The 23,245-nt window shown below is 72.3% G+C and carries 16 protein-coding genes; 6 read left to right on the forward strand and 10 right to left on the reverse strand.

What is annotated here, in order from left to right:
- Positions 1-125: 125 nt before the first annotated feature.
- Positions 126-2,351 (forward strand): LuxR C-terminal-related transcriptional regulator, encoded by a 2,226-nt coding sequence (locus tag QWU11_RS20145; RefSeq protein ID WP_290115537.1) that lies wholly within the window; start codon positions 126-128, stop codon positions 2,349-2,351.
- 86 nt (positions 2,352-2,437) lie between these two features.
- Here the strand turns inward: QWU11_RS20145 and ispG are convergent, their stop codons facing one another.
- The 3 genes from ispG to QWU11_RS20160 are packed head-to-tail and all read right to left on the reverse strand — an operon-like array spanning position 2,438 to position 6,499.
- Complete coding sequence (ispG, locus tag QWU11_RS20150; protein ID WP_290115538.1) at positions 2,438-3,595, reverse strand: flavodoxin-dependent (E)-4-hydroxy-3-methylbut-2-enyl-diphosphate synthase; 1,158 nt, start codon at positions 3,593-3,595, stop codon at positions 2,438-2,440.
- 46 nt (positions 3,596-3,641) lie between these two features.
- Positions 3,642-5,699, reverse strand: a complete 2,058-nt coding sequence (ispH, locus tag QWU11_RS20155) for a 4-hydroxy-3-methylbut-2-enyl diphosphate reductase (protein ID WP_354670867.1) — start codon at positions 5,697-5,699, stop codon at positions 3,642-3,644.
- A 44-nt stretch (positions 5,700-5,743) separates the two neighbouring features.
- Entirely contained in the window at positions 5,744-6,499 is a 756-nt protein-coding gene (locus tag QWU11_RS20160) for an AfsR/SARP family transcriptional regulator (RefSeq protein WP_290115570.1), read from the reverse strand.
- A 485-nt stretch (positions 6,500-6,984) separates the two neighbouring features.
- Between QWU11_RS20160 and dxs the strand changes: the two genes are divergently transcribed.
- Positions 6,985-8,892 carry a 1-deoxy-D-xylulose-5-phosphate synthase gene (gene dxs, locus QWU11_RS20165; protein ID WP_290115540.1) on the forward strand — a complete coding sequence of 636 codons (1,908 nt, stop codon included), beginning with the start codon at positions 6,985-6,987 and terminating at the stop codon, positions 8,890-8,892.
- Positions 8,893-8,899: 7 nt separating this feature from the next.
- Here the strand turns inward: dxs and QWU11_RS20170 are convergent, their stop codons facing one another.
- From QWU11_RS20170 to QWU11_RS20195, 6 genes are all read right to left on the reverse strand, one after another.
- The gene (locus QWU11_RS20170; protein ID WP_290115541.1) at positions 8,900-9,781 is read right to left on the reverse strand and encodes a phosphorothioated DNA-binding restriction endonuclease; all 882 of its coding nucleotides are present in this window, start codon (positions 9,779-9,781) and stop codon (positions 8,900-8,902) included.
- 28 nt (positions 9,782-9,809) lie between these two features.
- On the reverse strand, positions 9,810-11,060 hold the full coding sequence (locus QWU11_RS20175) for an MFS transporter (RefSeq protein WP_290115542.1): 1,251 nt from the start codon (positions 11,058-11,060) through the stop codon (positions 9,810-9,812).
- A gap of 20 nt (positions 11,061-11,080) precedes the next feature.
- Positions 11,081-12,400, reverse strand: coding sequence for a pyridoxal phosphate-dependent aminotransferase (locus QWU11_RS20180; protein ID WP_290115543.1), 1,320 nt, complete (start codon positions 12,398-12,400; stop codon positions 11,081-11,083).
- A 15-nt stretch (positions 12,401-12,415) separates the two neighbouring features.
- Positions 12,416-18,076, reverse strand: coding sequence for a non-ribosomal peptide synthetase (locus QWU11_RS20185; protein ID WP_290115544.1), 5,661 nt, complete (start codon positions 18,074-18,076; stop codon positions 12,416-12,418).
- Positions 18,073-18,285: an MbtH family protein gene (locus QWU11_RS20190; RefSeq protein ID WP_290115545.1), complete on the reverse strand. Its 213-nt coding sequence runs from the start codon at positions 18,283-18,285 to the stop codon at positions 18,073-18,075. The genes QWU11_RS20185 and QWU11_RS20190 overlap by 4 nt, the downstream gene beginning before the upstream one ends.
- Before the next feature lie 103 nt (positions 18,286-18,388).
- A complete protein-coding gene (locus tag QWU11_RS20195) occupies positions 18,389-19,291 on the reverse strand; it encodes an RNA polymerase sigma-70 factor (protein ID WP_290115546.1) in 903 nt (300 codons plus the stop codon).
- Between the two features lie 134 nt (positions 19,292-19,425).
- Here QWU11_RS20195 and QWU11_RS20200 point away from each other — a divergent pair, with 134 nt between their 5' ends.
- Genes QWU11_RS20200 through QWU11_RS20210 form a run of 3 tightly spaced genes read left to right on the forward strand, consistent with a single transcriptional unit; the run spans position 19,426 to position 20,814 of the window.
- Complete coding sequence (locus tag QWU11_RS20200; RefSeq protein WP_290115547.1) at positions 19,426-20,181, forward strand: SDR family oxidoreductase; 756 nt, start codon at positions 19,426-19,428, stop codon at positions 20,179-20,181.
- Between the two features lie 19 nt (positions 20,182-20,200).
- Positions 20,201-20,620 carry a cupin domain-containing protein gene (locus QWU11_RS20205; protein ID WP_290115548.1) on the forward strand — a complete coding sequence of 140 codons (420 nt, stop codon included), beginning with the start codon at positions 20,201-20,203 and terminating at the stop codon, positions 20,618-20,620.
- Positions 20,617-20,814 (forward strand): hypothetical protein, encoded by a 198-nt coding sequence (locus QWU11_RS20210; protein WP_290115549.1) that lies wholly within the window; start codon positions 20,617-20,619, stop codon positions 20,812-20,814. The genes QWU11_RS20205 and QWU11_RS20210 overlap by 4 nt, the downstream gene beginning before the upstream one ends.
- Positions 20,815-20,831: 17 nt before the next feature.
- Here the strand turns inward: QWU11_RS20210 and QWU11_RS20215 are convergent, their stop codons facing one another.
- Positions 20,832-22,247, reverse strand: coding sequence for an aldehyde dehydrogenase family protein (locus QWU11_RS20215; RefSeq protein WP_290115550.1), 1,416 nt, complete (start codon positions 22,245-22,247; stop codon positions 20,832-20,834).
- A 123-nt stretch (positions 22,248-22,370) separates the two neighbouring features.
- Here QWU11_RS20215 and QWU11_RS20220 point away from each other — a divergent pair, with 123 nt between their 5' ends.
- Positions 22,371-23,204 (forward strand): helix-turn-helix transcriptional regulator, encoded by an 834-nt coding sequence (locus QWU11_RS20220; RefSeq protein WP_290115551.1) that lies wholly within the window; start codon positions 22,371-22,373, stop codon positions 23,202-23,204.
- The last annotated feature ends 41 nt before the right edge of the window (positions 23,205-23,245 follow it).

Below are 23,245 nucleotides of genomic sequence, written 5' to 3' on the forward strand. Positions count from 1 at the left end.
TGACGGCCGGGCCTGGGGATGTTCCTCTTGAGGCTGATGAGCAAGCCGGTCTCCGGGTGCGTCGCCAAGTCCACGCCAAGCCGGCGAACAGTCCGGGCCAAGCCGCGTGGCCGAGCCTGGAGCGCGTGGGGTACGAGGATGCGCTGGACTTCATCTCCGGCCGGCTGATCGGCCCGGACGGCTACATGGGTACGACACCGACGGAACTCATCGGCCGCGCCCACGACCTGGAACGGCTCGACGCCGTGCTCGCGGCCCCCGACGCCCGGCTGGTGACGGTGACCGGCCCCGCCGGGGTGGGCAAGAGCCGCCTGGTGATGGAGTTCTTCCGCCGGTACGGGTCCGTGGCCGAGGTGTTCGACTTCGAGCGGATGGCGGACGTCGCCGCGTGCCGCCGGCTGCTGCGGCAGGCCGGCGAGCAGGTCGGCGAGGGCTCCCCGGCCGTACGGGCGGCCATCGAGCGGCTCGGGGCGGACCGGGAGATCGTCGTGCTCGACCACGTCGAGGACGTCGCCGCCGAGCTCGTGCCCCTGCTCGCCGAGTTCCGGCGGTGCTGCCCGCACGTACGGATCGTCTCCGTCGGAACCACCCGGCTCGGCATGTACGGGGAGCGGGTCCTCCGTCTCCGGCCGCTGGCGACCGGAGACGCGGCGGACGTCGCCCGTATCCCGTCGGTGGAGCTGTTCGTGCGGTGCGCGCGGTCGGTACGGCCGGAGTTCACGCTGACCGCGGAGAACTCCTCCGCGGTGCTGGCGCTGTGCCACCTCGCCGGCGGCCTGCCGCTCGCGATCGAGCTGGCCGCCTCACAGGTCGAGCTGGCCGAGCCCGCGCTGATCCTGGAACGCTTCAAGGGTGAGTTCGGCGACCTGCGCGGAGTGGGGCACCACCCCTATTCACGGCATTCCAGCATCGGCGACCTGGTCTCGTGGGTGTTCGCCCGCCTCCGCGCCGACGAGCGCACGCTGCTGGACCAGCTCGCGATCTTCGCCGGCCCGTTCACGATGCGTGCGGCGGCCGACGTGGTGGGCCGGTTCGACGGCGGCGTCCACCGGACCGTGGAACGCCTGATCGACAAGAGCGCGCTGGTCCCCGAGCCGGGGCCCGGCGGCGAGCCGAGCGTGAGCGTTCCGGCGGTCCTGCGGCTCGCCGCGGCCCGGTCGCTCGCCCGGCTCCCGTGCCGCCCGGCCCTCCGGCGGGCGCACGGCGACTACTTCCGTACGGTCGCGAGCCGGTCCTCCCCGGCCGTACGGCCGGACCTGCTGGCGGCCTTCGGCTACTGGCGGGAGGCCGGCGACGGCCCGGCCATGGCCGTGATCGCGAACGCCCTGCGGGAGCGGTGCGCCGGGACCGAACAGGCCCGGCAGTGCCTGCGGCTGACCGAGGAGGTGCTGCGGACCGGCGTCGCGGACCCGTCACTGCATGCTCAGGCGCTGGAGGCGGCGGGCGAGTTGGCGGTACGGCTGGGGTCTGCGGCGGCACGCGGCCACCTCGACGACGCGCGGGACGCCTACGCGGCGGCGCACGACGAGGACGGCGTGGCGCGGTGCCTGCGGCTGCTCGGCGACGAGGCGTACGCGGCCGGGGACCTCGGCCGGGCGCGGAGGCTTCTCGAGGAGGGCCTCACGGGGGCCGGCCGGGAGGAGGGCCTTCTCGAACGGCGGCTCGCGGTGGTGCTCCGGGACTCGGGCGAACCGAGCCGGGCCGGCGAACGGGCGCGGTCGGCCCTGGCGGTGTCGCTGGGCCGGGGGGACGCCGGCGGCGCGGTGCTCGCCAGGTACGTGCTCGCGACCGTCGGCTGGCTGGAGCAGGACACGGCGGAGGCGCGGGCGCTGTTCGCCGACGCCGCCACGCGGCTGGGCGGGCTTCCGGAGGCGGCGGAGTGCCTGGAGATGCTGGCGATCAGTTTGTGGAAGTGGCGCCGGATCACCGACTGGCCGGGGCTGACGGAGGTCTTGGGGCTGGCCGACCGGCTGCGCCGGCGGCTGGGGCCGCCACGGCCGAAGCCGCTGGACGCCTTGGTCACGCCGATCCTGGCCGCCGCGAGCGAGGCGCTCACGGCGGAGGAGTACGACGGTCACTGGCGGGCCGAGCCGTCCTGGGAGGCGGCGCTGCGGCTGGTGCCGGGCGCCGACCCGCCGGCGGACACCGACGCGCCGGCCGACGTCGCGGACCTGCTGACGAAGCGGGAGCTGGAGGTGGCCCTCCTGGTGTCCGAGGGGCTGACCAACCGGGTCATCGCACGCAGGCTCGGCATCGCCGAATGGACCGTGGTGAACCACCTCCGCAGGGTGATGCGCAAGCTCGACTGCCAGTCCCGCGTCCACGTGACCCGCCGCCTTGCCACCCGCTGACCGGGACCTGCCTGCGTTCGCGGCGGGGGCTGTTGCGGGGTGCCGGCCCACGGTGGCGAGCGTCGGCTGTCGTTCGGCGCTGCGGGTCAGGCCACGGTGACCTGTGGTTTTCCGGTGGCGGTCCCGGCGTCGGTCTGCTCGGCGAGGCGCATGGCCTCGTCGATGAGGGTTTCGACGATCTTGGACTCGGGGACGGTGGCGACGATCTCGCCCTTGACGAAGATCTGTCCCTTGCCGTTGCCCGAGGCGACGCCCAGGTCGGCCTCGCGAGCCTCGCCCGGCCCGTTGACGACGCAGCCCATGACCGCGACCCGCAGCGGCACCTCCAGGCCGTCCAGGCCCGCGGTGACCTCGTTCGCCAGCTTGTACACGTCCACCTGGGCCCGGCCGCACGACGGACACGAAACGATCTCCAGGCCCCGCTCCCGCAGTCCCAGGGCCTCCAGGATCGCGATCCCGACCTTGACCTCCTCGGCCGGTGGCGCCGACAGTGACACCCGGATCGTGTCCCCGATCCCCTCCGACAGCAGCGCGCCGAACGCGACCGCCGACTTCACGGTCCCCTGGAACTCCGGGCCCGCCTCGGTCACCCCCAGGTGCAGCGGATAGTCGCACGCCGCCGCCAGCTTCCGGTACGCGGCGATCATCACGACCGGGTCGTGGTGCTTGACCGAGATCTTCAGATCCTGGAAGCCGTGCTCCTCGAACAGCGAGCACTCCCACAGCGCCGACTCCACCAGCGCGTCCGGCGTCGCGCTGCCGTACTTGGCCAGCAACCGCTTGTCCAGGGACCCGGCGTTCACTCCGATCCGGATCGGCACCCCCGCCCCGGACGCGGCCTTCGCGATCTCGGCGACCTTGTCGTCGAACGCCTTGATGTTGCCCGGGTTCACCCGCACCGCCGCGCACCCCGCGTCGATCGCGGCGAACACGTACCGCGGCTGGAAGTGGATGTCCGCGATCACCGGGATCTGCGACTTACGGGCGATCTCGGGCAGCGCCTCCGCGTCATCGGCGGACGGCACCGCCACCCGTACGATCTGACATCCCGACGCCGTCAGCTGCGCGATCTGCTGCAACGTCGCGTTCACGTCCGCCGTCACCGTGGTCGTCATCGACTGGACGCTCACGGGCGCTCCACCGCCCGTCAGCACGGCCTTGTCACCCTGGCCCAGCCTCAGCTGCCGGCTCACCCGCCGCTTGGCGAGCGTCCGCGGAACCTTGGGCATGCCCAGATCCACCATCTGTGATCATCCTCTCCGGTCGGTGCCAAACGATCAGGGCGCCCCGTCAGCGGTCGCGATAGGCCACCTGGGCCGCCATCTCGCCCAGGCGCTCCCGCCAGCCGTCCGCCAGCGGCGCCGTGGCGAGCGCCGTACGCGCGTCCGCGACGAGCCGGTCGATCCGCTGCTCGATCTCCTCCCGTACGCCGGAGGCGAGCAGCGCGGCGTGCAGCCGGGCCGGGTCCCAGTTCCGGCCGTCCTCCACCAGGCGGGCCACCCGGGCGTCTTCGGCGGCCGCCAGGGCGAGCAGCAGGGTCATCTTGTGCTCGCTGACGTCCAGGCCGGCCGGCTTGCCGGTCGCCGCGGAGTCGCCGAAGGCGTCGAGCAGGTCGTCGCGCAGCTGGAACGCCTCGCCCGCCGCGATTCCGTACGCCTCGAACGCCGCCTGCAGGTCCGGGCGCCCGGCGATCGCCGCGCCGAGGGCGAGGGGCCGGTGGATGGTGTAGCGGCCGGACTTGGAGACGGCGACCCAGCGGCTGAGGTCCGGGTCCGGCACCAGCTCGGCGGCGAGGGCGATGTCGAGGTGCTGGCCGATGAGCATCTCGGTGCCCAGCTCCGTCCAGATCTCCATCGCGGCGCCGGTCAGCCCGCCGGCGAGGCGATTGGCGTAGCCGAAGGCCAGGTCGCCGACCAGGATGGCGACGCCCTCGCCGTACCGTCGCGGCTCACCGGCCCAGCCCCGCGCCGCGTGGATGCCGGCGTGCCTGGCGTGTACGGTCGGCGCTCCGCGCCGGGTGGGGGAGTTGTCCAGGATGTCGTCGTGGATGAGGGCGAAGGCGTGCAGCAGTTCGAGGCCGGCGGCCGCGGCGACGACCGCGTCCTGGTCAGCCGTGCCACCCGCGGCGAGGTAACCGCTGACGCAGAACGCCGGGCGCAGCCGCTTGCCCCCGGCCGCGACGAGCTCCTCGATCGCCTCGATGGGTACGGCCGCGCGGGCGTCGACGGCGGCCCAGCGTGCGCGCTCGGTGCCGAGCAGGTCCTCGATGCGGGCGCCGGCCTGGTCGAGTAACGCGGTCCGGGCGTCGCCGCGTGGCGGCAGGCCTAGTCCTGACGGCGGCGAGAACACGACGGTCTCGCTGGCGGCGACCTCGGTGTCGAGGCCGGTGTACCCGAGCGTCCCGAGCCGCTCGACGACCTGCTCGACCAGCTCCTCGGGCGCGCTCGCGCCGGCGCTCACCCCCACGGTGCGGACGCCGGTCAGCCAGCCGGGGTCCAGGTGGGCCGCGTCGGGCAGCAGCCGGGCCTGGGCCCCGCTGTCCCGCGCGACCTCCACCATCCGGATCGTGTTGCTGGAGTTGGCCGACCCGATGACCAGTACGAGCTCGCTGCGCCCGGCGACCGCCTTGACCGCGTTCTGGCGGTTTTGGCTGGCGTAGCAGATGTCCTCGCTGCCGGGGCCGCTCAGCCCGGGGAACCGCTCGCGGAGAACGGACACGATCTCGGCCGTCTCGTCCACCGACAGCGTGGTCTGCGTGAGGTAGGCGGCGGGCGCGTCCGGCGGGAGCTCGAGCCGCCCGGCCTCCTCGACGTTCTGCACGATGACCGTACGGTCCGGCGCCTCCCCGTACGTGCCCTCGATCTCCTCGTGGTCGGCATGGCCGATGAGGATCACGGTCCGCCCGTCGCGGGCGAACCGGCGGGCCTCCTGGTGCACCTTGGCGACGAGCGGGCAGGTTGCGTCGATGACCGCGAGGTGGCGCTCGGCGGCGTTGCGGCGCACCTGCGGCGACACTCCGTGCGCGGAGAAGATGCAGACGGCCCCGTCGGGTACCTCCGTCTCGGAGTCGACGAAAACGACGCCCCGCTCCTCGAACCCTCGCACCACGTGCTCGTTGTGCACGATCTCCTTGCGCACGTAGACCGGCGCGCCGTGGATCTCCAGTGCGCGTTCCACTATCTCGATGGCCCGGCGCACACCGGCACAGAAGCCGTGCGGTTCTGCCAGAACTATTCTCTTGCCACCCGATTGCTGGCTATTTTTCAGCGCGGTCGCCATATCGGGAATGGTGGCTAATCGAAGAGACAAGGTCAAGAGAGGGTAATGGGCAAGATATTGTCTACTCATCGCATGCCCGATTCCTGCTTTTTCGAGTACTTCGCGCCGGTAAATCAACCGCCGCGCGGAGGTGGCCGCCAGTCAAGTGCCGGAGCGTGGTTGAGAATTCTGCTCTCGAGCTGTTGAAGTGCGGGCCTGGGGTCGATTCCCAGCTCTTCCGCCAGCCGCTTCTGATTGGTCCGCAGGACCGCCAGCGCGTCGGCCTGCCGCCCGCCTCGGTACAAGGCCAGGCTCAACAGCTCGCAGCCGTACTCACGTAGTGGATGGACCTTCGTGAAGGCCTCGAGTTCGGCCGCGGCGAGCTCGTGGGCGCCCGTGTCCAGCAACGCCGCGCAGCGCCCCTCGACCACCGACAGGCGCAGCTCCTCCAGCCGCGCCACCTCCGGCGCCACGAGCGTGGCGTCGGCGACCTCCGCGTAGGCCGGGCCCCGCCACAGCGCCAGTCCCCTCTCGAACTCGGCCAGCGCGCGCTGCGTGTCGCCGCGCTCCATCGCCCGCCAGCCCGCCGTGGTGCGCTCGTCGAAGCGCTGGGTGTCGACCTCGACGACCCGGCGGTCCAGCAGGTAGCCGCGGCCGCTGGTACGCAGCACCTTCGCCGGCGTCCGCGGCGCCCGGCAGGGTTCGAGCACCCTCCGCAGATTGGCCACGTACGCCTGCAGTGACGTCCTCGCCGACGGTGGCGGACTCCCGGCCCACAGCCCTTCCACGATCACGTCGGCCGGCACCGGCCGGCCCGCCTGGCTGACCAGGAGCGCGAGCAGCGCACGCTGTTTGGGCGCTCCCAGGTCGAGGAGCCGGCCGCCGGCCACCGCCTCCAAGGGGCCCAGTGCCCGGAACTCCGCCGTGGGCCGCCGTCCGGCGGCGTCCGGGGGGTTTCGTTCTTTGACGAAATACAGTTTGAGTTCGTCGTTGGCGCGCCGGAGTTCCAGAACTTCACGTTCCAGTTCGGCGATGCGTCGCGCATCTGCGGTTCCCGGCCGGTGGATCCGGCGCCGTGCGGCTCGAAGGGCGGTTGGTCCGTCGACTGGTTCCATTTCGCAAAGCCCCGTTGAATGCCACTCGATCTCATCGGAGTTTCGGCCGTACGGGCGGACAGCTAGTTGCTATCTCGCGATTTGAACATCGTAGATGGATCTTGTCAATCGCTATCCCTTTAGCCTCGCTAATGTCTTGTACGCTGCGAGTCGGGACGCTCACGTGCGGTAGACGAGGCTGACAATCCATTTGACTATGGGCAATATTTTGTCCCCGGCGCCTACTTGCCCCATTCGGCCGGGACCAGGAGCGTTGCCGTATGACACTCCTTGATTCACTCCGTGGCCCGCAGGATCTGAAGAACCTGGCGCCGGGTGACCTGGTCGCCCTGGCGGCGGAGATCCGGGAGCGGCTGATCTCGACGGTGTCGGCGAACAGCGGCCACCTGGGGCCGAACCTCGGGGTGGTCGAGCTGACCATCGCCCTGCACCGTGTCTTCGACTCGCCACGCGATCCGTTCGTCTTCGACACGGGCCATCAGTCGTACGTGCACAAGCTCCTGACCGGCCGGCAGGCCGAGTTCGCCACGCTGCGCCGGCCGGGTGGCATGTCGGGATACCCGAGCCGCGCCGAGTCGCCGCACGACCACGTGGAGAACTCCCACGCGTCGACGTCGTTGTCCTACGCGGACGGGCTGGCGAAGGCGTTCCGGCTGCGGGGGGAGCGGGACCGTACGGCGGTGGCCGTCATCGGCGACGGCGGGCTGACCGGGGGGATGGCGTGGGAGGCGCTGAACAACATCGCGGCGTCCAGGACGAACCGCGTCGTGGTCGTCGTCAACGACAACGGCCGTTCGTACTCGCCGACTCACGGGGCGATCGCCACGCACCTGGCCCAGGTACGGACGACGCAGCGGTACGAGAGCGTCCTCGACGCCATCAGGACGACACTGTCACCGGCCCCGTTGATCGGCGCGCCGCTGTACGAGGCGCTGCACGGGATCAAGAAGGGGCTGAAGGACATGCTCGCGCCGCAGATGATGTTCGAGGACCTGGGCCTGAAGTACGTCGGCCCGATCGACGGCTGCGACGAGACCGCCGTGGAGCAGGCGCTCCGGCAGGCGCGGGGCTTCGGCGGCCCGGTGATCGTGCACGTACTGACCCGCAAGGGCCACGGGTACGCGCCGGCGGAGAACAATGACGAGGACCGCCTGCACCAGGTCGCGGCGGGTACGGACCCGCTGACCGGGGCCCCGGTGAAGGCGCCCGCACGTACCTGGTCCCACGTGTTCGCCGACGAGCTCCTGCGGCTCGGCGGCCTGCAGGAGAACGTGGTCGCGATCACCGCGGCGATGCTGCACCCGACCGGCCTCGCGCCGTTCGCCGCGGCCCATCCGGACCGGGTCTTCGACGTGGGCATCGCGGAGCAGCACGCGGTGACGAGCGCCGCCGGGATGGCGATGGGCGGCCTGCACCCGGTGGTGGCGCTGTACTCCACCTTCCTGAACCGCGCGTTCGACCAGATGCTGATGGACGTGGCCCTGCACCGGCTGCCGGTGACGTTCGTACTGGACCGCGCGGGAGTGACCGGCCCGGACGGCGCGAGCCACCACGGCATGTGGGACGGCTCGATCAGCCAGCTCGTCCCGGGCCTGCGGGTCGCCGCCCCGAGGGACGCCACGCGCCTGGCCGAGCTCCTCGCCGAGGCGCTGGCCGACTCCACCGGCCCGACGATGCTCCGCTACCCGAAGGCACCGGCCGGCGACGAGATCCCGGGCGTCGGGAGACTCGGCGAAATGGACGTGGTGGCCTCGCCCCGCGAGGACCTGCCGGTGGACGTACTCCTGGTCGGCGCGGGCGTGATGGCGGGTGTGTGCGTGGACGCGGCGTCCCGCCTGGCCGACCAGGGCATCGGCGCCCTCGCCGTCGACCCCAGGTGGGTGAAACCGGTGGACCCGGCGTTGGCCTCGGCGGCGAGCGGCGTACGGCTGGTGGTGACGGTCGAGGACAACGGCATCGCGGGCGGCTTCGGCGAGGCGGTCACCCGAGCGCTACGCGAGGCCGGAGTCCGTACCCCCGTACTGCCCTTCGGTCTCGCCCAGGAGTTCCTGACCCACGACACGAGGTCCGGCATCCTGGAAGACGCCGGACTGACCGGCCGGCACATCGCCAGATCGGTGACCGAAGCCGTCTCCGACCGAGGCCGCCAGAGCCCGGCGATCGCCTGACCCGTCGTCAGGCCGCGCGAGCGGGCGCACGAAACACCTCACGCGCGTGCCAGGCGATGTGCGCGTCGTCGAGCCCGGGGAACGCGGCCTGCGGCGAGAAGACCCGCCGACCGGCGAGCGTGTGAACCTGGTCGCGAGCGGCCGGCCCGCGGCCGACGTAGTGCGCCGAGACGTTCACCCGCCGGTCACCGGTCATCCCGAGTACACCCTTGTCGAAGAGCTTGTGGTGCAGCGCACACAGACAGATGCCGTTCGTGACCTCATCGGGCCCCTCGAACGCCCACCACCGCACGTGCGCGGCGTCGAGCCCGACCGCGCTCCCGTTCAGCCAGCCGTCGTACCCGCAGAACGCGCACTGGTACTCATAGGCGACCATCACCTGCGCACGGAAGGCGGGGTCGCGCCGACGCGGGAACCGCGCTCCGGCGAGCTCGACCGCCTCCAGATCGAGCCCGGCCGCCGTGCAGATGTCCTCATGCAGGGACGGTTCGAAGTTGACGTCGAGAATGGCGCGGCCGAGCTGCGACAACAGGTGTGGATCGTGGCGCAGCGCCGCGACCAGCTCAGTCGTCAGGCGGCCCCGCGCGGCCTGACTCCGCAGCGCCCCGACGCGAGGTCCGGGGCTCTCCCCTCCAGCGGCGGTGCGCACCTCCCACAGCCCGTCACTGGTGAGGTGGTGGAAGGGATAGGCGGGGCTGGTCGTACGGGGCGGCCCGAACTCTCGCAGCAGGCCGGCGAGATGTTCCTCGGCCTCGCTGTAGAGAATCGAAGAGTCGCCGTTCCGCTGGAAGTGCCCGAGCGCGTACAGCAGGAGGAGGGGCTTGTGCGACGCCCGCTCCCCACCACGCGACCATTGCCGGACGTGCGTGACGCGCTCGACCCACTCCACGCCGGCAGCGTACGGGAGCGGGCGATTGTCATCGACTGCTCGTCGCCTTCGCGTTCGGGGGATCGGCGGGCTCATAAGAAAGGTCGCGCTTCGCCTCTTTTCTCGGGATCAAGGCATATGTGGCCAACGCGGAGAGCAGGGACGTGGCGGCCGCCACCACGAAGGCGGCGGACAGGGACCAGCTGACGAGCAGGCCGCCGATGGCCGAGCCGATGGGCAGGCCGGCCATGTTCAGGCTGAACGACACGGCGAGGATGCGGCCCAGCCAGCCCGGGTCGGCGCGGCGTTGCCGCAGCGTGAGCACCCCCACGTCGAGAGGCCCTTCGAGAAGCCCGACCACCGCCAGCCCTGCCGCCAGACCGGCCACCCCGAACGCGGCGCTCACCGGAAAGATCACGACGCCGGTGGCCAGCGCGCTCGCGCCGATCACCAGGCGTTCGCGGCCCAGGGTCCGTACGCGGCCCGTCACCAGGGCGCCGACCACCCCGGCCAGTCCCGCAGAGGCCCACAGCAGGCCGGTGACCGCGTCGGTGGACGCCCCGCCGACCGGGTGCCTGACCACGTAGACCGGTACGGCGACGACCAGCACCCCCCAGCTCGCCTGGTACAGGGAGTACGCGACGGCCAGGCCGCGCAGCGTACGGTGGCGTACCAGGTACCCCAGCCCCGCCGCCGCCTCGCGCAGCAGCGTCCCGGACGGCGCGGAGACGGCGGGCCACGTCAGGCTCCCCACCGCGAGCAGGCTCAGCGCGCCGGCCCCGTACAGCGCGGCGATGACCACCATGGTCGGGTCCGCCCCGGTCAGCGCGAACAACGGGCCGACCAGGAACGGCCCCAGCACGTTGATCAGCGCGTAGCTGCCCGTGTCGAGGGCGTTGGCCTGGTCGAGGGCGTTGGCGGGCACCAGCCGCGGGATGAGCGCGCGGATGCCCGCGGCGCTCAGCGGGCTCGTCAGGGAGTACGCGACCGTCAGCGTCAGCAGCAGCGGCGCGCCCATCACTCCCATCCGGCTGAACACGACCAGCAAGGACAGCAGCATCGCGCTCGCCGCCAGGTCGATCGTGATCGCCACCGCCTCGCCCGTACGGTCGAGCAAGGCTCCCGCGATGGGGCTGATGGCGAAGCCCGGGGCGATCGAGGCGAACGCCACCCAGCCGGCCAGGACCGCCGAGTGAAAGTGGGCGAGGACGTACAGGACGATCGCCAGTCCGAACATCCGCCCGGCCAGCCGCGCGACGCAGGCCGACAGCAGCAGGCCGGGCAGACGTGGAACGGCCATGACCTCCCGGTACGTGAGGCTCACTCCGCGCCCCTCGTGAGCGCGGTGAACGCCTCCCGCAGGCGCGCGAGCTGCCCGGCGACATGCGGCAGCCCCGTCGGGTCCGCGGAACGCAGCGAGGCCCACTGCTCGTCCGCGGTGAGCCCGTAGAGCTGGCTGGTCGCGGCGCGAAACCGCAGGCCGCCGGGCTCGTCGCCGAAGTGGTGCCCGCCCAGGACCCCGATCCCCCAGCGGTCGAGAAGGTAGGACTGCAGGCCCGCCGCGTCGACGATGCCCTTGGCCGCCAGGACCGCGCGGACCGGCTCGAAGTCCGGATAGACGTAGAAACCACCCTGCGGCGGGTTGCAGCGGGCACCGGCCGCGACGACCGCGCGGTGTACGGCGGCGGCCACCGTTCCGTGCAGGCGGGCGCTCGCCTCCAGGTGCTCGACGATCTCCGGTGGCTCGGAGAACGCGTACGCCGCGACCTCCTGCATGGGCGCGGCGACCGTCGACCACACCTCGCTGCCGACCGCGAGCACCTTGGCGCGAAGATCATGACCCCACGCGCCCGGGGGGAACCGCGCCACCCCGATGCGCCAGCCGCCCAGCGCGAGGTTCTTGCTCAGCCCGGTCACGACGACCGTACGGGCGGGCAGCACCTCGGCCGCGCTGAGGTACGGGACCGCCGGGTCGTGCCTGATGTCGCGGTAGATCTCGTCGGACAGGACGACCAGGCCCTCGGCCTCGGCCACCGCGCAGACGCGGCGTACCGTCTCCGGCGCGGCCGTCGTACCGGTCGGGTTGTCCGGCACGGTCAGGATGACGATCCTCGGGTCTTCGCCGCGCCGGCGGGCCTCGGTGATCCTCTCGCGGAGAAGCGACGGGTCGGGGACGCCGCCGCAGTCGGCCGGTACGGGTACGCCGATCACCCGGCGCCCGGCGAAGAGCGTCTGTGCCGCGTAGCTCACCCAGCACGGCTGCGGCAGGACCACGTCACCGGGCAGGGCGGCGATCAGCGCGAACAGCGCGGCCTTGCTCCCGGGCGCGATCACGATCTGGTCCGGCGCGGTGGGCAGCCGGCGGCGGCCGAAGTATCCGGCGCCCGCCCGCAGCACGCTCTCCCCGCCCGCGACGGGCCCGTACGAATGGGCCTCCGCCGCGGTGGCCAGCCGGTCGACCAGCGCGGGGTGCACCGGAAGCCGCGACTCCCCGAGCCCGAGGTGCACGACGCGTTCCCCGGCGGCGATCCGGCGGGACAGCCGCTGGTCCAGTGCGAGGTTGGGCGACACCCCGCGCGGCAGGACCATCACGGGGGCACGCGAGAGGCTTTCCCGCAGGCAGATATCAACGATCGACATGAGTTTTCCCCTACGTCAGAGCCCGAGGCGCCGGGCGAGAACACGTCCGATTTCCCGCAGCGGACCGGGGTCCGTCATCGACGCGTGCCGAGCGTTGACGTCGTGCCGGACGACCTCTCCGGTGATGTACGGACGCGTCGCCGCGACCCGCGGCTCCTGTTCTTCTTCGAGCTCCGCGACGAACAGCAGAGCGTCGCCGTGGAAAGGCCGCGGAACATGGTCGAACGCCATACGCGACAAGTGGGTGTACGTATCGAGAATCGCCTCGGCGGTGGGCCGGTCGAAATGCGCCAGCGACCCGCCGGTCGCCTTGAGAATGGCGTCGCGGTCCGGTTCCGTACCGGACAGGCCGAATTGCTCGGCGAACTGCGCGAGGATCTCCTCTTCGCTCCTCGCCTGCCCCGGCCGGTGGCCGGGAAAGGCGTCGAGCAGACCGAGCAGAGAGACCTGCTCGCCGAGTTCCTGGAGTTCGGCCGCGATCTCATGGACGAGCAGCCCGCCGATCGACCAGCCGAGCAGGGCGTACGGGCCGGTCGGCTGGATCGCCCGGATCCGCTCCAGGTGCTCCGCCGCCAGCCGCCGTACCGACAGGTCCGGGCCGCCGTTCACGCTGGGCGCCTGCAGCCCGACGATGGGCTGGTCGGCGCCGAGGTGCTGGATGAGGCCCGCGTAGCCCCAGCTCAGGCCACCCGCCGGATGGACGCAGAAGAGCGGGGGGCGGGTGCCGCGCGACTGCAGCGGGAGGACGGCGCCCAGCGCCTCCTTGGACCCCGTGTCTGACAGGTTGCGGGCGAGGCCGGCGATGGTCGGGGTCTCGAACAGCGCGCGTATCGGGAGGTCGATGCCGAGAGTGGCGCGGATCCGGCTGATGAGGCGGGTGGCCAGGAGCGAGTGGCCGCCGAGGTCGAAGAAGTCGTCGTCGATGCCGATGCGGTCGAGGTGGAGCGCCTCGGCGAAGAGGTGGGCGAGGGTCTCCTCGTGCGGAGTGCGTGAGTGCCGGTCGGTGACCGCGAACTCCGGTGCGGGCAGCGCCGTGCGGTCGATCTTCCCGTTGGGGGTGAGCGGAAAGGCGTCGAGGACCACGACGGCGGCGGGCGTCATGTAGTCGGGGAGCAGCCGCGAGAGCTCTTGGCGCAGCCGTACCGGGTCGGCGGTGACGTTCTCGTCGGGGACGACGTACGCGGTGAGCCGCTGGTCGCCGGGCTGGTCCTCGCGGACGACCACCACGGCCTGGGCGACGCTCGGCTGGGCGGTGAGCGCGGTCTGGATCTCGCCGAGCTCGATACGGTAACCGCGGACCTTGACCTGGTGGTCCGTACGCCCGACGAACTCCAGGTTCGCCCCGGCGTTCCACCGGGCGAGGTCGCCCGTACGGTACATGCGCTCGCCGGGCCCGCCGTACGGGCAGGCGACGAACCGTTCCGCGGACAGCGCGGGGCGGCCGAAGTAGCCGCGGGCGAGCCCGGCACCGGCGATGTACAGCTCACCGGCCACGCCGGGCGGCACGGGCCGCAGACGATCGTCCAGTACGTAGACCCGCGTGTTGTCCAGCGGCCGCCCGATCGGCAGCGCGCCGCGCAGGTAGTCGGTGTGGCGTACGCGGTGGCGCGTGGCGAACGCCGTGATCTCCGTCGGCCCGTACACGTCGACGATCGTCGTGTCCGGGCACGCGTCCATCACCCGGCGCACGGTCGGGGGCGGCACGACGTCGCCGCCGATCCACGCCTCCCGTACGCCCGCGAGGCACTCGGGCCGCTCGGCCATGAGCATGAACAGCCCGGCGGTCAGCCACAGCGCCGTCACTCCGTGCCGCCGGACGACGCGCGCCAGCGTCGCCGGCTCCAGGTCGCCCGGCGGCGCGACGACGACCTGCCCGCCCGACAGCAGCGGCACCCACAGCTCGTACGTCGAGGCGTCGAAGTTGAGCGGGGAGTGCAGCAGGATCCGCTCGTGGGCTCCGTTGCGCCAGGACCGGTCGGCGGCCAGGGCGACCACGTCGGCGTGCGTCGCCGCGACCCCCTTCGGCGCGCCCGTCGACCCCGACGTGAACACCACGTAGGCCAGCTGGTCGCCGTGGACGGTGACGCCGGGGTCGGACTCCGCGCCCGCGCCGGGCTCGTCGACCAGAACCGCCTCGGCGCGGTCGGTCGGCACGCGCGCGATGGTGTCCCGGTCGGTCACCAGCAACCGCGCGTCGGTCTGCTCCATGACCAGCCGCATCCGGGCCTCCGGATACCGCAGGTCGATCGGGAGGTACGCGGCGCCGGTCTTGGTGATCGCGAGTACGGCGACGACGAGCTCGGCCGAGCGGGGAAGCGCGAGGGCGACGACCTTCTCGGGGCCCGCGCCGCGTTCGATCAGGTGGTGGGCGAGCCGGTTGGCGCGGGCGCTCAGCTCGGCGTACGTCAGGGTGACGTCGTCGGAGACGACGGCGGGGGCGTCCGGCGTACGAGCGGCCTGGGCTTCGAACAGGCGGGGAAGGGCGGCGTTCGCGACGGGCCGGGTGGTGTCGTTCCACTCGTGGAGGAGCCGGTGGCGCTCGGGCGGGGTGAGCACGTCGAGGTCGCCGATCGGGACGTCGGGGTCGGCGACGACCTGCTCCAGTATCCGTTCCAGCCGCTCGGCCACGGCCTCGACGGTGCTGCGGTCGAACAGGTCCGTGGCGTACTCGATCACGCCGCCGATCCCGGCCGGGGACCCGTCACGACGCGGCTCTTCGGTGAGGTTGAGGAACAGGTCGAACTTGGCGATGCCGAGGTCCACCCGCTCTTCGGCGACGCGGAGACCGGGCAGCTCGAAGCGCGCGGCCGCGTTGTTGTCCAGGGCGATCATCACCTGGAACAGCGGGTTGTAGGCGGCCGACCGGGCCGGGCCGACCGCCTCGACGAGCCGTTCGAAGGGAAGGTCCTGGTTCTGGTACGCGCGGAGCGTGGTCTCGCGGGTGCGGTGGACGAGCCGGGCGAAGGTGGGGTTTCCGGCGGTGCTGGTGCGCAGGACCAGGGTGTTGACGAAGAAGCCGACGAGGTGGTCGAGGGCCTCGTCGGTGCGCCCGGCGATGGGAGTGCCGACGGGGAGGTCGGTCCCCGCGCCGAGGCGGGTGAGCAGGGCCGCGTAGGCGGCGTGCAGGACCATGAACACGGTGGCGTTGCAGCCCCGGGCCAGCTTGAGGAGCCGGTCGTGCAGGTGCGGTGAGATGGCGAAGGGCACGGTCGCGCCGCGGTGGGTCGCGACGGCCGGGCGCGGGCGGTCGGCCGGCAGCTGGAGCTGGTCGGGGATGCCGTCGAGGGCGGCCGTCCAGTGGCCGAGCTGCTCGCTGAGAACGCTGGCCGGGTCGGCCCGGTAGCCGAGGAGGCGGCGCTGCCAGAGCGTGTAGTCGGCGTAGTGGACCGGGAGCGGGTCCCACCCGGGCGCGCGGCCCATGAGGCGTGCGCCGTACGCGGTGGTGAGATCGCGGGTGAGCGGGGTCATCGACCAGCCGTCGGCGGCGATGTGGTGGAGGACGAGCAGCAGGACGTACTCCGGTTCGCCTTCGGTGGTGAGCGTCAGCAGGTGTGCGCGCAGCGGCGGCTCGCGGGTCAGGTCGAACCCCTGCGCGGCGGCCTCGGCCAGCGCCGTGGACAGCTCGGCCTCGGCGACGCAGGCCCGGTGCAGCCGGGGGCGGGCCATCTCCGGAGGCAGGACGACCTGACGCGGGGCGCCGCCCGTCTCGGGGAACACCGTACGCAGGGTCTCGTGCCGTCCGGCCACGTCGGCCAGCGCCGCGGTGAGCGCGTCGACGTCGAGGTCGCCGCCGAGCCGCAGCGCGACGGGCATGTTGTACGTGGCGCCCGGCCCTTCCAGCCGGTTGAGGAACCATAGCCGTCGCTGCGCCGAGGACAGCGGGACGACGTCCGGCCGGTCACCGGCGGACAGTACGGGGCGGGCGGCGCCGTGGCGGCCGAGGTCGCGGGCGAGGCCGGCGACCGTGGGCGTCTCGAAGAGCGCGCGTATCGGGAGCTCGACGCCGAGGGTCGTACGGATCCGGCTGATGAGGCGGGTGGCCAGGAGCGAGTGGCCGCCGAGGTCGAAGAAGTCGTCGTCGATGCCGACGCGGCCGAGGTGGAGCGTCTCGGCGAACAGCCGGGCAAGGATCTCTTCGACCGGCGTACGCGAGGAGCGGTCGGTCGTGGCGAACTCGGGCTCGGGGAGCGCCGCGCGGTCGAGCTTGCCGTTCGGCGTCAGCGGAAAGGCGTCCAGGACCACGACGGCGGCGGGCGTCATGTGGTCGGGCAGCGTCTGGGCGAGGGCCTGCCGTAGCCGCGCCGGGTCGGCGTCTCTGTTGGCGACGGCATAGGCGACGAGCCGCCGGTCGCCGGGGTGGTCCTCGCGGACGACGACCGCGGCCCGGGCGACGCCAGGCTGGTCGGTCAGCGCGGTCTCGATCTCGCGGAGCTCGACCCGGTAGCCGCGGATCTTGACCTGGTGGTCGGTACGCCCGATGTATTCCAGGTTGCCGGCGGCGCTCCGCCGTACGAGGTCGCCCGTACGGTACATGCGTTCGCCGGGTCCTTCGCAGGGGCAGGCGACGAACCGCTCGGCGGTCAGGGCGGGGCGGTCGAGGTAGCCGCGGGCGAGCCCGGCGCCGGCGACGTACAGCTCGCCGGCCGCCCCGGGCCGCACCGGCCGCAGACGGTCGTCCAGCACGTACACGCGCGTGCCCCAGACGGGCCGGCCGATCGGCACACGAGGACCGTCGCCGGGCGTGCACCGCCACGACGTGACGTCCACCACCGTTTCGGTCAGGCCGTACAGGTGGTGGAGCTCGGCGTCCGACACGGCGCGGAACCGGTCCGCGAGCTCACCCGGCAGGGACTCGCCGCCGCACAGGACGCGGCGGAGGCTGCGGCATCCGGCGATCTCGGGCGTCCTGACGAAGACCTCCAGCATGGAGGGGACGAAGTGGGCCGTCGTCACGCGTTTCTCGCGGATGAGGGAGGCGAGGTAGACGGGGTCCTTGTGCCCTCCGGGTTCGGCGACCACGACGGCGGCGCCGGTCAGCAGTGGCCAGAAGATCTCCCAGACCGCGACGTCCACGCTGATGGAGGCCTTGTGCAGGACGCGATCACTGGGACGGAGCGCGTACTCGCCCTGCATCCACGACAGCCGGCTCACGATCGCGTCGTGCGGCACCATGACGCCCTTGGGCCGCCCTGTGGAGCCGGAGGTGTAGACGACGTACGCCGGGTGCTGGGGCGGCAGGTGCCGCCCGGCGACGTCCGCCTGCGGGCACGCGTCCAGCGTCCGGACGACGCGGGGATCGTCGAGGAGCAGCAACGGTGTCCCGGCCGGTGCCTCGACGGTACCTTCCACGCTGACCAGCAGCGCGCAGGCGCCGTCGATCATCTGCGCGACCCGGCCGGCAGGGTGGTCGAGGTCGACCGGGAGGTACGCCGCGCCGGTCTTGGCGACGGCGAGCACGGCGGTGACGAGCTCGATCGAACGGGGGAGCGCGAGGGCGACGATCTTCTCCGCGCCGACGCCGAGCCCGATGAGGTGGTGCGCGAGCCGGTTGGCGCGGACGTTGAGCTCGGCGTACGTCAGGATCGTGTCACCGGAGATGACGGCCTCGGCACCGGGCGTGGCGCCGGCCTGCCGCTCGAACAGCTCGGGCAGCGTGCCCTCGACTTCGCCGCTCACGCGCCACGCTCCATGGCCTCACGCAGGCTCTGCGGACGCATGTCGCCCCAGTGCCGGTCGATGTAGTCCAGACACGCCGCGCGCGTACTCTCATCGACCGCGATCGACCAGCCGTCGGGAACTTCTATCGAGGCGGGCCACAGCGAGTACTGGCGTTCGTCGTTGATGAGTACGCGGTAGGTGCTTTTCTCGTCCTCGAACGGATTCACCGCTGACCTGCCCCCTGGCTGAAGATCCGGCGCCGTTCTCGGTGACCGGCGCCTCACTCAGGAGGCGTTCCATGGCGTTCCACGGAGTGCCGCAGGCCCGGCCCTAGGAGAGGCCGCGTGAGCGGGCGAACGTCTGGAGTTTCGCCGGGTTCATGAACCACAGGAGCGTGCCGATGCCCTGGGCCGCGGCCTCGATGGTCAGCAGTGCGAGGTCGGTGCCGTCGCGGGAGATCAGTACGCCGGGGCGGCCGTTCGCCTCCACCCATTCGAGATGTGTGCCCGGCCAGAAGCGTGGTCCGAAGGCGACGATGAACTTCGCCACGCGCGTGTCGCCCTCGACGGGGATCCTCGCGGCGCCCCTGATGCCGTCGCCGTCGGTGTAGCTGACGACGTCCTCGGCGAAGAGGTCCTCCAGGGCGCCGACGTCGCCGGCGCGGGCGGCGGCGAGGAACACCTCCAGGAGCCGCCGGTGCTCGGCCACGTCCACGGCCTCGCGTCGCCCGGCGGACAGGCGTTTGCGGGCGCGGCTGACCATCTGGCGGGTGTTGACGGCGCTGACCTGCAGGATGTCGGCGATCTCGCCGTACGGATAGTCGAACGCCTCGCGGAGGACGTACGCGGCGCGTTCGGCCGGGCCGAGTTTCTCCAGCAGGAGCAGGACGGCGAGTTCCAGCGCCTCTCCGCGCTCGGCCCCCACCGCCGGGTCGGCGCCGGTGTCGACGGGCTCGGGCAGCCAGGGCCCGACGTACGTCTCGCGCCGGGCCCGGGCGGACCGGCTGACGTTGATGGCCAGGCGGGTGGTGGTCCGCGCGAGGAAGGCCGGGGGGTCGGTCACGACGCTGCGGTCGGTCTTCTGCCAGCGCAGCCAGACCTCCTGGAGGAGGTCCTCGGCCTCGGCCACGCTGCCGAGCATGCGGTAGCCGATGCCGAAGAGGCGGGGACGCAACGCCAGGAAGGCAGAGGCGGCCTGGTCCAGTCCGCCGTCTTTTCCCTGTTCCGCGTGCATACACCGCCGTCTCGTCGCTGGCCCTCTCAGCTTACCGAGGCCGTTTTCGGGGACTGTCACAGATCGGGGGGCTGCCTTGTCCTAGCTGGTGACCGGTGGCGAGCGAGGCCCCGGCGTCAACAGGAAGGCATGGCATGAAGTTCGTGGTCATCGGGGGTACCGGCCTCATCGGGTCCAAGCTCGTGGCGATTCTGTCCGCGCGCGGCCACGAGGCGGTGGCGGCGGCGCCGAGCACCGGCGTCGACACCCTCACCGGGGAAGGGCTGGCCGGCGTTCTGGCCGGCGCGTCCGTGGTGGTCGACGTGTCGAACTCCCCGTCGTTCGAGGACGGTCCGGTGCTGGAGTTCTTCGAGACCTCCACCCGCAATCTGCTGACCGCCGAGGCGGCGGCCGGCGTCGGGCACCACGTCGCGCTGTCGGTGGTGGGGGCCGAGCGGCTGCCCGACAGCGGCTACCTGCGGGCCAAGGTCGCGCAGGAGAAGCTGATCGAGGGCTCGTCGATCCCCTTCTCGATCGTGCACGCGACGCAGTTCTTCGAGTTCGTCCGCGGAATCGCCGACACGGGCACCGAGAACGGCACGTTCCGGGTGGCCCCGGTGGCCTTCCAGCCCATCGCGAGCGACGACGTTGCCGCGGAGGTCGGCAAGGTCGCCGTGGGGGCGCCGCTGAACGGCCGGGTGGAGATCGGCGGCCCGGACCGGTACCGGATGGACGAGTTCTTCCGGAACGCCCTGGCCGCCTGGAACGACCCGCGCGAGGTCGTCACCGACCCGCGCGCCCGCTACTTCGGCACCGAGCTGACCGAGCGCTCCCTGGTACCGGACGAGGGCGCGCTCCTCGGCACGATCTCGTACGGCGACTGGCCGGATCGTGTCCCCGCAGGCAGCTGACGTCACGGAGGGACCTCTCATGGCAGGCAGCGGATCGACCGCATGGCAGACGGCCCTCACCACACTGCAGGAGGTCGTGCCACCGTTCATCCCGGCAGGGGCGCACGCGATGACCGTGGTCATCGAGTACCCGCCCGGCGACCCCGGCACGCCGCCGCACCGCCACTCCGGCCCGGCCTTCGGGTACGTGCTGGAGGGCGAGATGCTGCTGGAACTCGAAGGCGAGCCGGAGCGGGTCGTACGCGCGGGTGAGGCGTTCTGGGAGACGGGCGGCGACGTCATCCACTACCAGGACGGCAACAACCGCGACGACGTCCCGCTCCGTTTCACCGTCACGATGCTGTGCGAGCCCGGAACGCCGATGCTCACCCTGGTGAGCGACGAGGAGCTCACCCGGCTCGCGGACCGCCGCGCTCCCCGGCCGGAGGGACGCCGGTGAAGGGCGAGGACGGATTCCTGTACGAGCTGGAGGTCGAGGTCAGGGAGGAGCTGACCCTGACCGAGTCCAGCGGCGTGGAGGAGGCCGCCGGCCTGCCGGTCGGAGAGTGGCTGTTCGACCCGGCGGACGCCGAGCGTGAGCGGACCGGGCTGCGGAGTCTGCTCGGTGCCGTGCGGCGGCTCGAGGACGACTGACGGCGGCTCGCGTGCCGTCAGCGCTGGATGGCCTTGGTCTCCAGGAACTCCTGGAGACCAAGGCGGCCGAACTCCCGGCCGTTGCCGGACTGCCGGTAGCCGCCGAACGGGGCGAGCGGGTTCCACTCGCCGCCGTTCACGTCGACCTGGCCGGCGCGCAGCCGCCGGGCGACCGCCAGCGCGTGCTCGGGCTCTCCGAAGACGCCGCCGGTGAGGCCGTAGATCGTTCCGTTGGCGAGGCGGACCGCCTCGTCCTCGTCCCCGTACGGGATGATCGTCAGGACCGGGCCGAAGATCTCCTCCTGCGCGATCGCGGAGTCCGGGTCGACCTCGGTGAAGATCGTCGGGCGGGCGTACGCGCCGATCTTCAGGCCCTCCGGCCGTCCCGGGCCGCCGGACACCGGTTTCGCGCCGTCGGCGATGCCGCGCCTGATGAAGCCGTCGACCCTCTGCCGGTGGGCCTCGGAGGCCAGCGGGCCGATCCGGGTGGTCGCGTCGCGCGGATCGCCCACGGTGTACGCGGCGGCGCCCGCGACCGCCATCTCCACGATCTCCTCGTGCCGCGCCGCCGGGACGAGCATCCGCGGCCACGCGCCGCAGACCTGCCCGCCGTTGATGAAGACCCGCGCCAACCCCGCCTCGACCGCCGAAGGCAGGTCGGCGTCGTCGAGGATCACGTTGGCGCCCTTGCCGCCGAGTTCGAGCGCCACGCGCTTCACCGTCCCGGCGGCGACCGCGAAGATCCGCCGGCCGGCCCGGGTGGAGCCGGTGAAGGAGATCATGTCGATGTCCGGATGGGCGGACATCGCCTCACCGGCGACCGGGCCGGTGCCGTACACGACGTTGAAGACGCCCGCCGGCAGGCCCGCCTCGGCGGTGACCTCGGCGAGGATCCGTGCCGTCAGCGGCGCTACCTCGGACGGCTTCAGCACCACGGCGTTGCCCGCGACGAGGGCGGGGGCCAGCTTCGACATGATCTGCTGAAGCGGGAAGTTCCACGGAGTGATCGCGCCGACCACTCCGATCGGTTCGTGGACGACCAGGGAGGGGCCGATCTCCTCGGTCCAGTCGACGGCGAGCCCCGCGAAGGACCGCGTGACGACGATCGGCAGTGTGGCCTGGGCGGCGCGGGACAGGGTGAGCGGGGCGCCCATCTCGGCGGTGATCACGTCGGCGATCTCCTCCACCCGGGCCTGCAGGCCGTCGGCGATGCGCCCCACGACGGCGGCGCGGTCGGCCGGCGGCGTCGCGGCCCAGCCGGGGAAGGCGGCCCGCGCGGCGGCGACGGCGCGGTCGACGTCCGCGGCGGTGCCCGCCGGCGTCGCGGCGACGACCTTCTCGTTCGCGGGGTTCACGACGGCGATGGTCTCGGGGGATTCGGCGGAAGCGACCTCGCCGTCGATCCAATGTCCAGAAGGTGTGTGTTCGGTCATGCTCTGAAGTCTTGGAGCCGCGGATCGGCGTAACCAGGGACGGTCGATCCGCGGATACGCCCGTCGGGAAGCAGCGCTGACCAGCGTGTTGTTCACCTCTATGCCCGAGATGAAAGGAATGTCATGGACCGCGCTCGTCTCGCCGCGTTCCTCCGGACCCGCCGGGAGGCACTGCAGCCCGAGGACGTCGGGCTGCCGCGGGGCCGCCGGCGGCGTACGGCGGGGCTGCGCCGCGAGGAGGTCGCCGCGATCAGCGACATGTCGACCGACTACTACAGCCGGATCGAGCAGCGGCGCGGGCCGCGCCCGTCCGAGCAGATGCTCGCCGCGATCGCCCGCGGCCTCCGGCTCACCCTCGAGGAACGGGACCACCTGTTCCGGCTGGGCGGGTACCCCACTCCGCGGAGGGCGGTACGTGCCGATCACCTCGACCCGGGTTTGATGCGCATCTTCGACGGCCTGGAGGAGGCGGCCGCCCAGGTCGTGAGCGACCTCGGCGAGACGCTGAGGCAGACCCGGCTCGCGAGCGCCCTGCTGGGCGACGAAACCGCCCACACCGGAATGGCGCGCAGCCTGCACTATCGCTGGTTCACCGATCCGGGCGCACGGCGCGTCTATCCCGAGGACGACCATCCCCGGCACAGCCGCCTCATCGCGGCGGACCTGCACCGGACGTACACCCGCGACGGAAGGGACTCCCGCGCCGGAACCATCGTCGACGCCCTCCTCGCCGGCAGTCCGGAGTTCGCCGGCATCTGGCGCGAACATCCCGTGACCGGGCCGTACTGCGCGCCGAAGCGCATTCAGCATCCGCACCTCGGGCTGCTCGAACTCCACTGCCAGGTCCTCCTCGACCCCGGCCGGTCCCAGTCGCTGCAGGTCTTCACCGCCGAGCCCGGCAGCGAGAGCGACGAGAAACTCCGGCTCCTCGCGGTGACCGCCGGCCAGAGGGTCTGACGCGGCGCTCCGGGCTACCCTCGACGGTGTTCGCGGACGGA

This window comes from Actinomadura sp. DC4 (assembly GCF_030406325.1).
GTDB lineage: Bacteria > Actinomycetota > Actinomycetes > Streptosporangiales > Streptosporangiaceae > Actinoallomurus.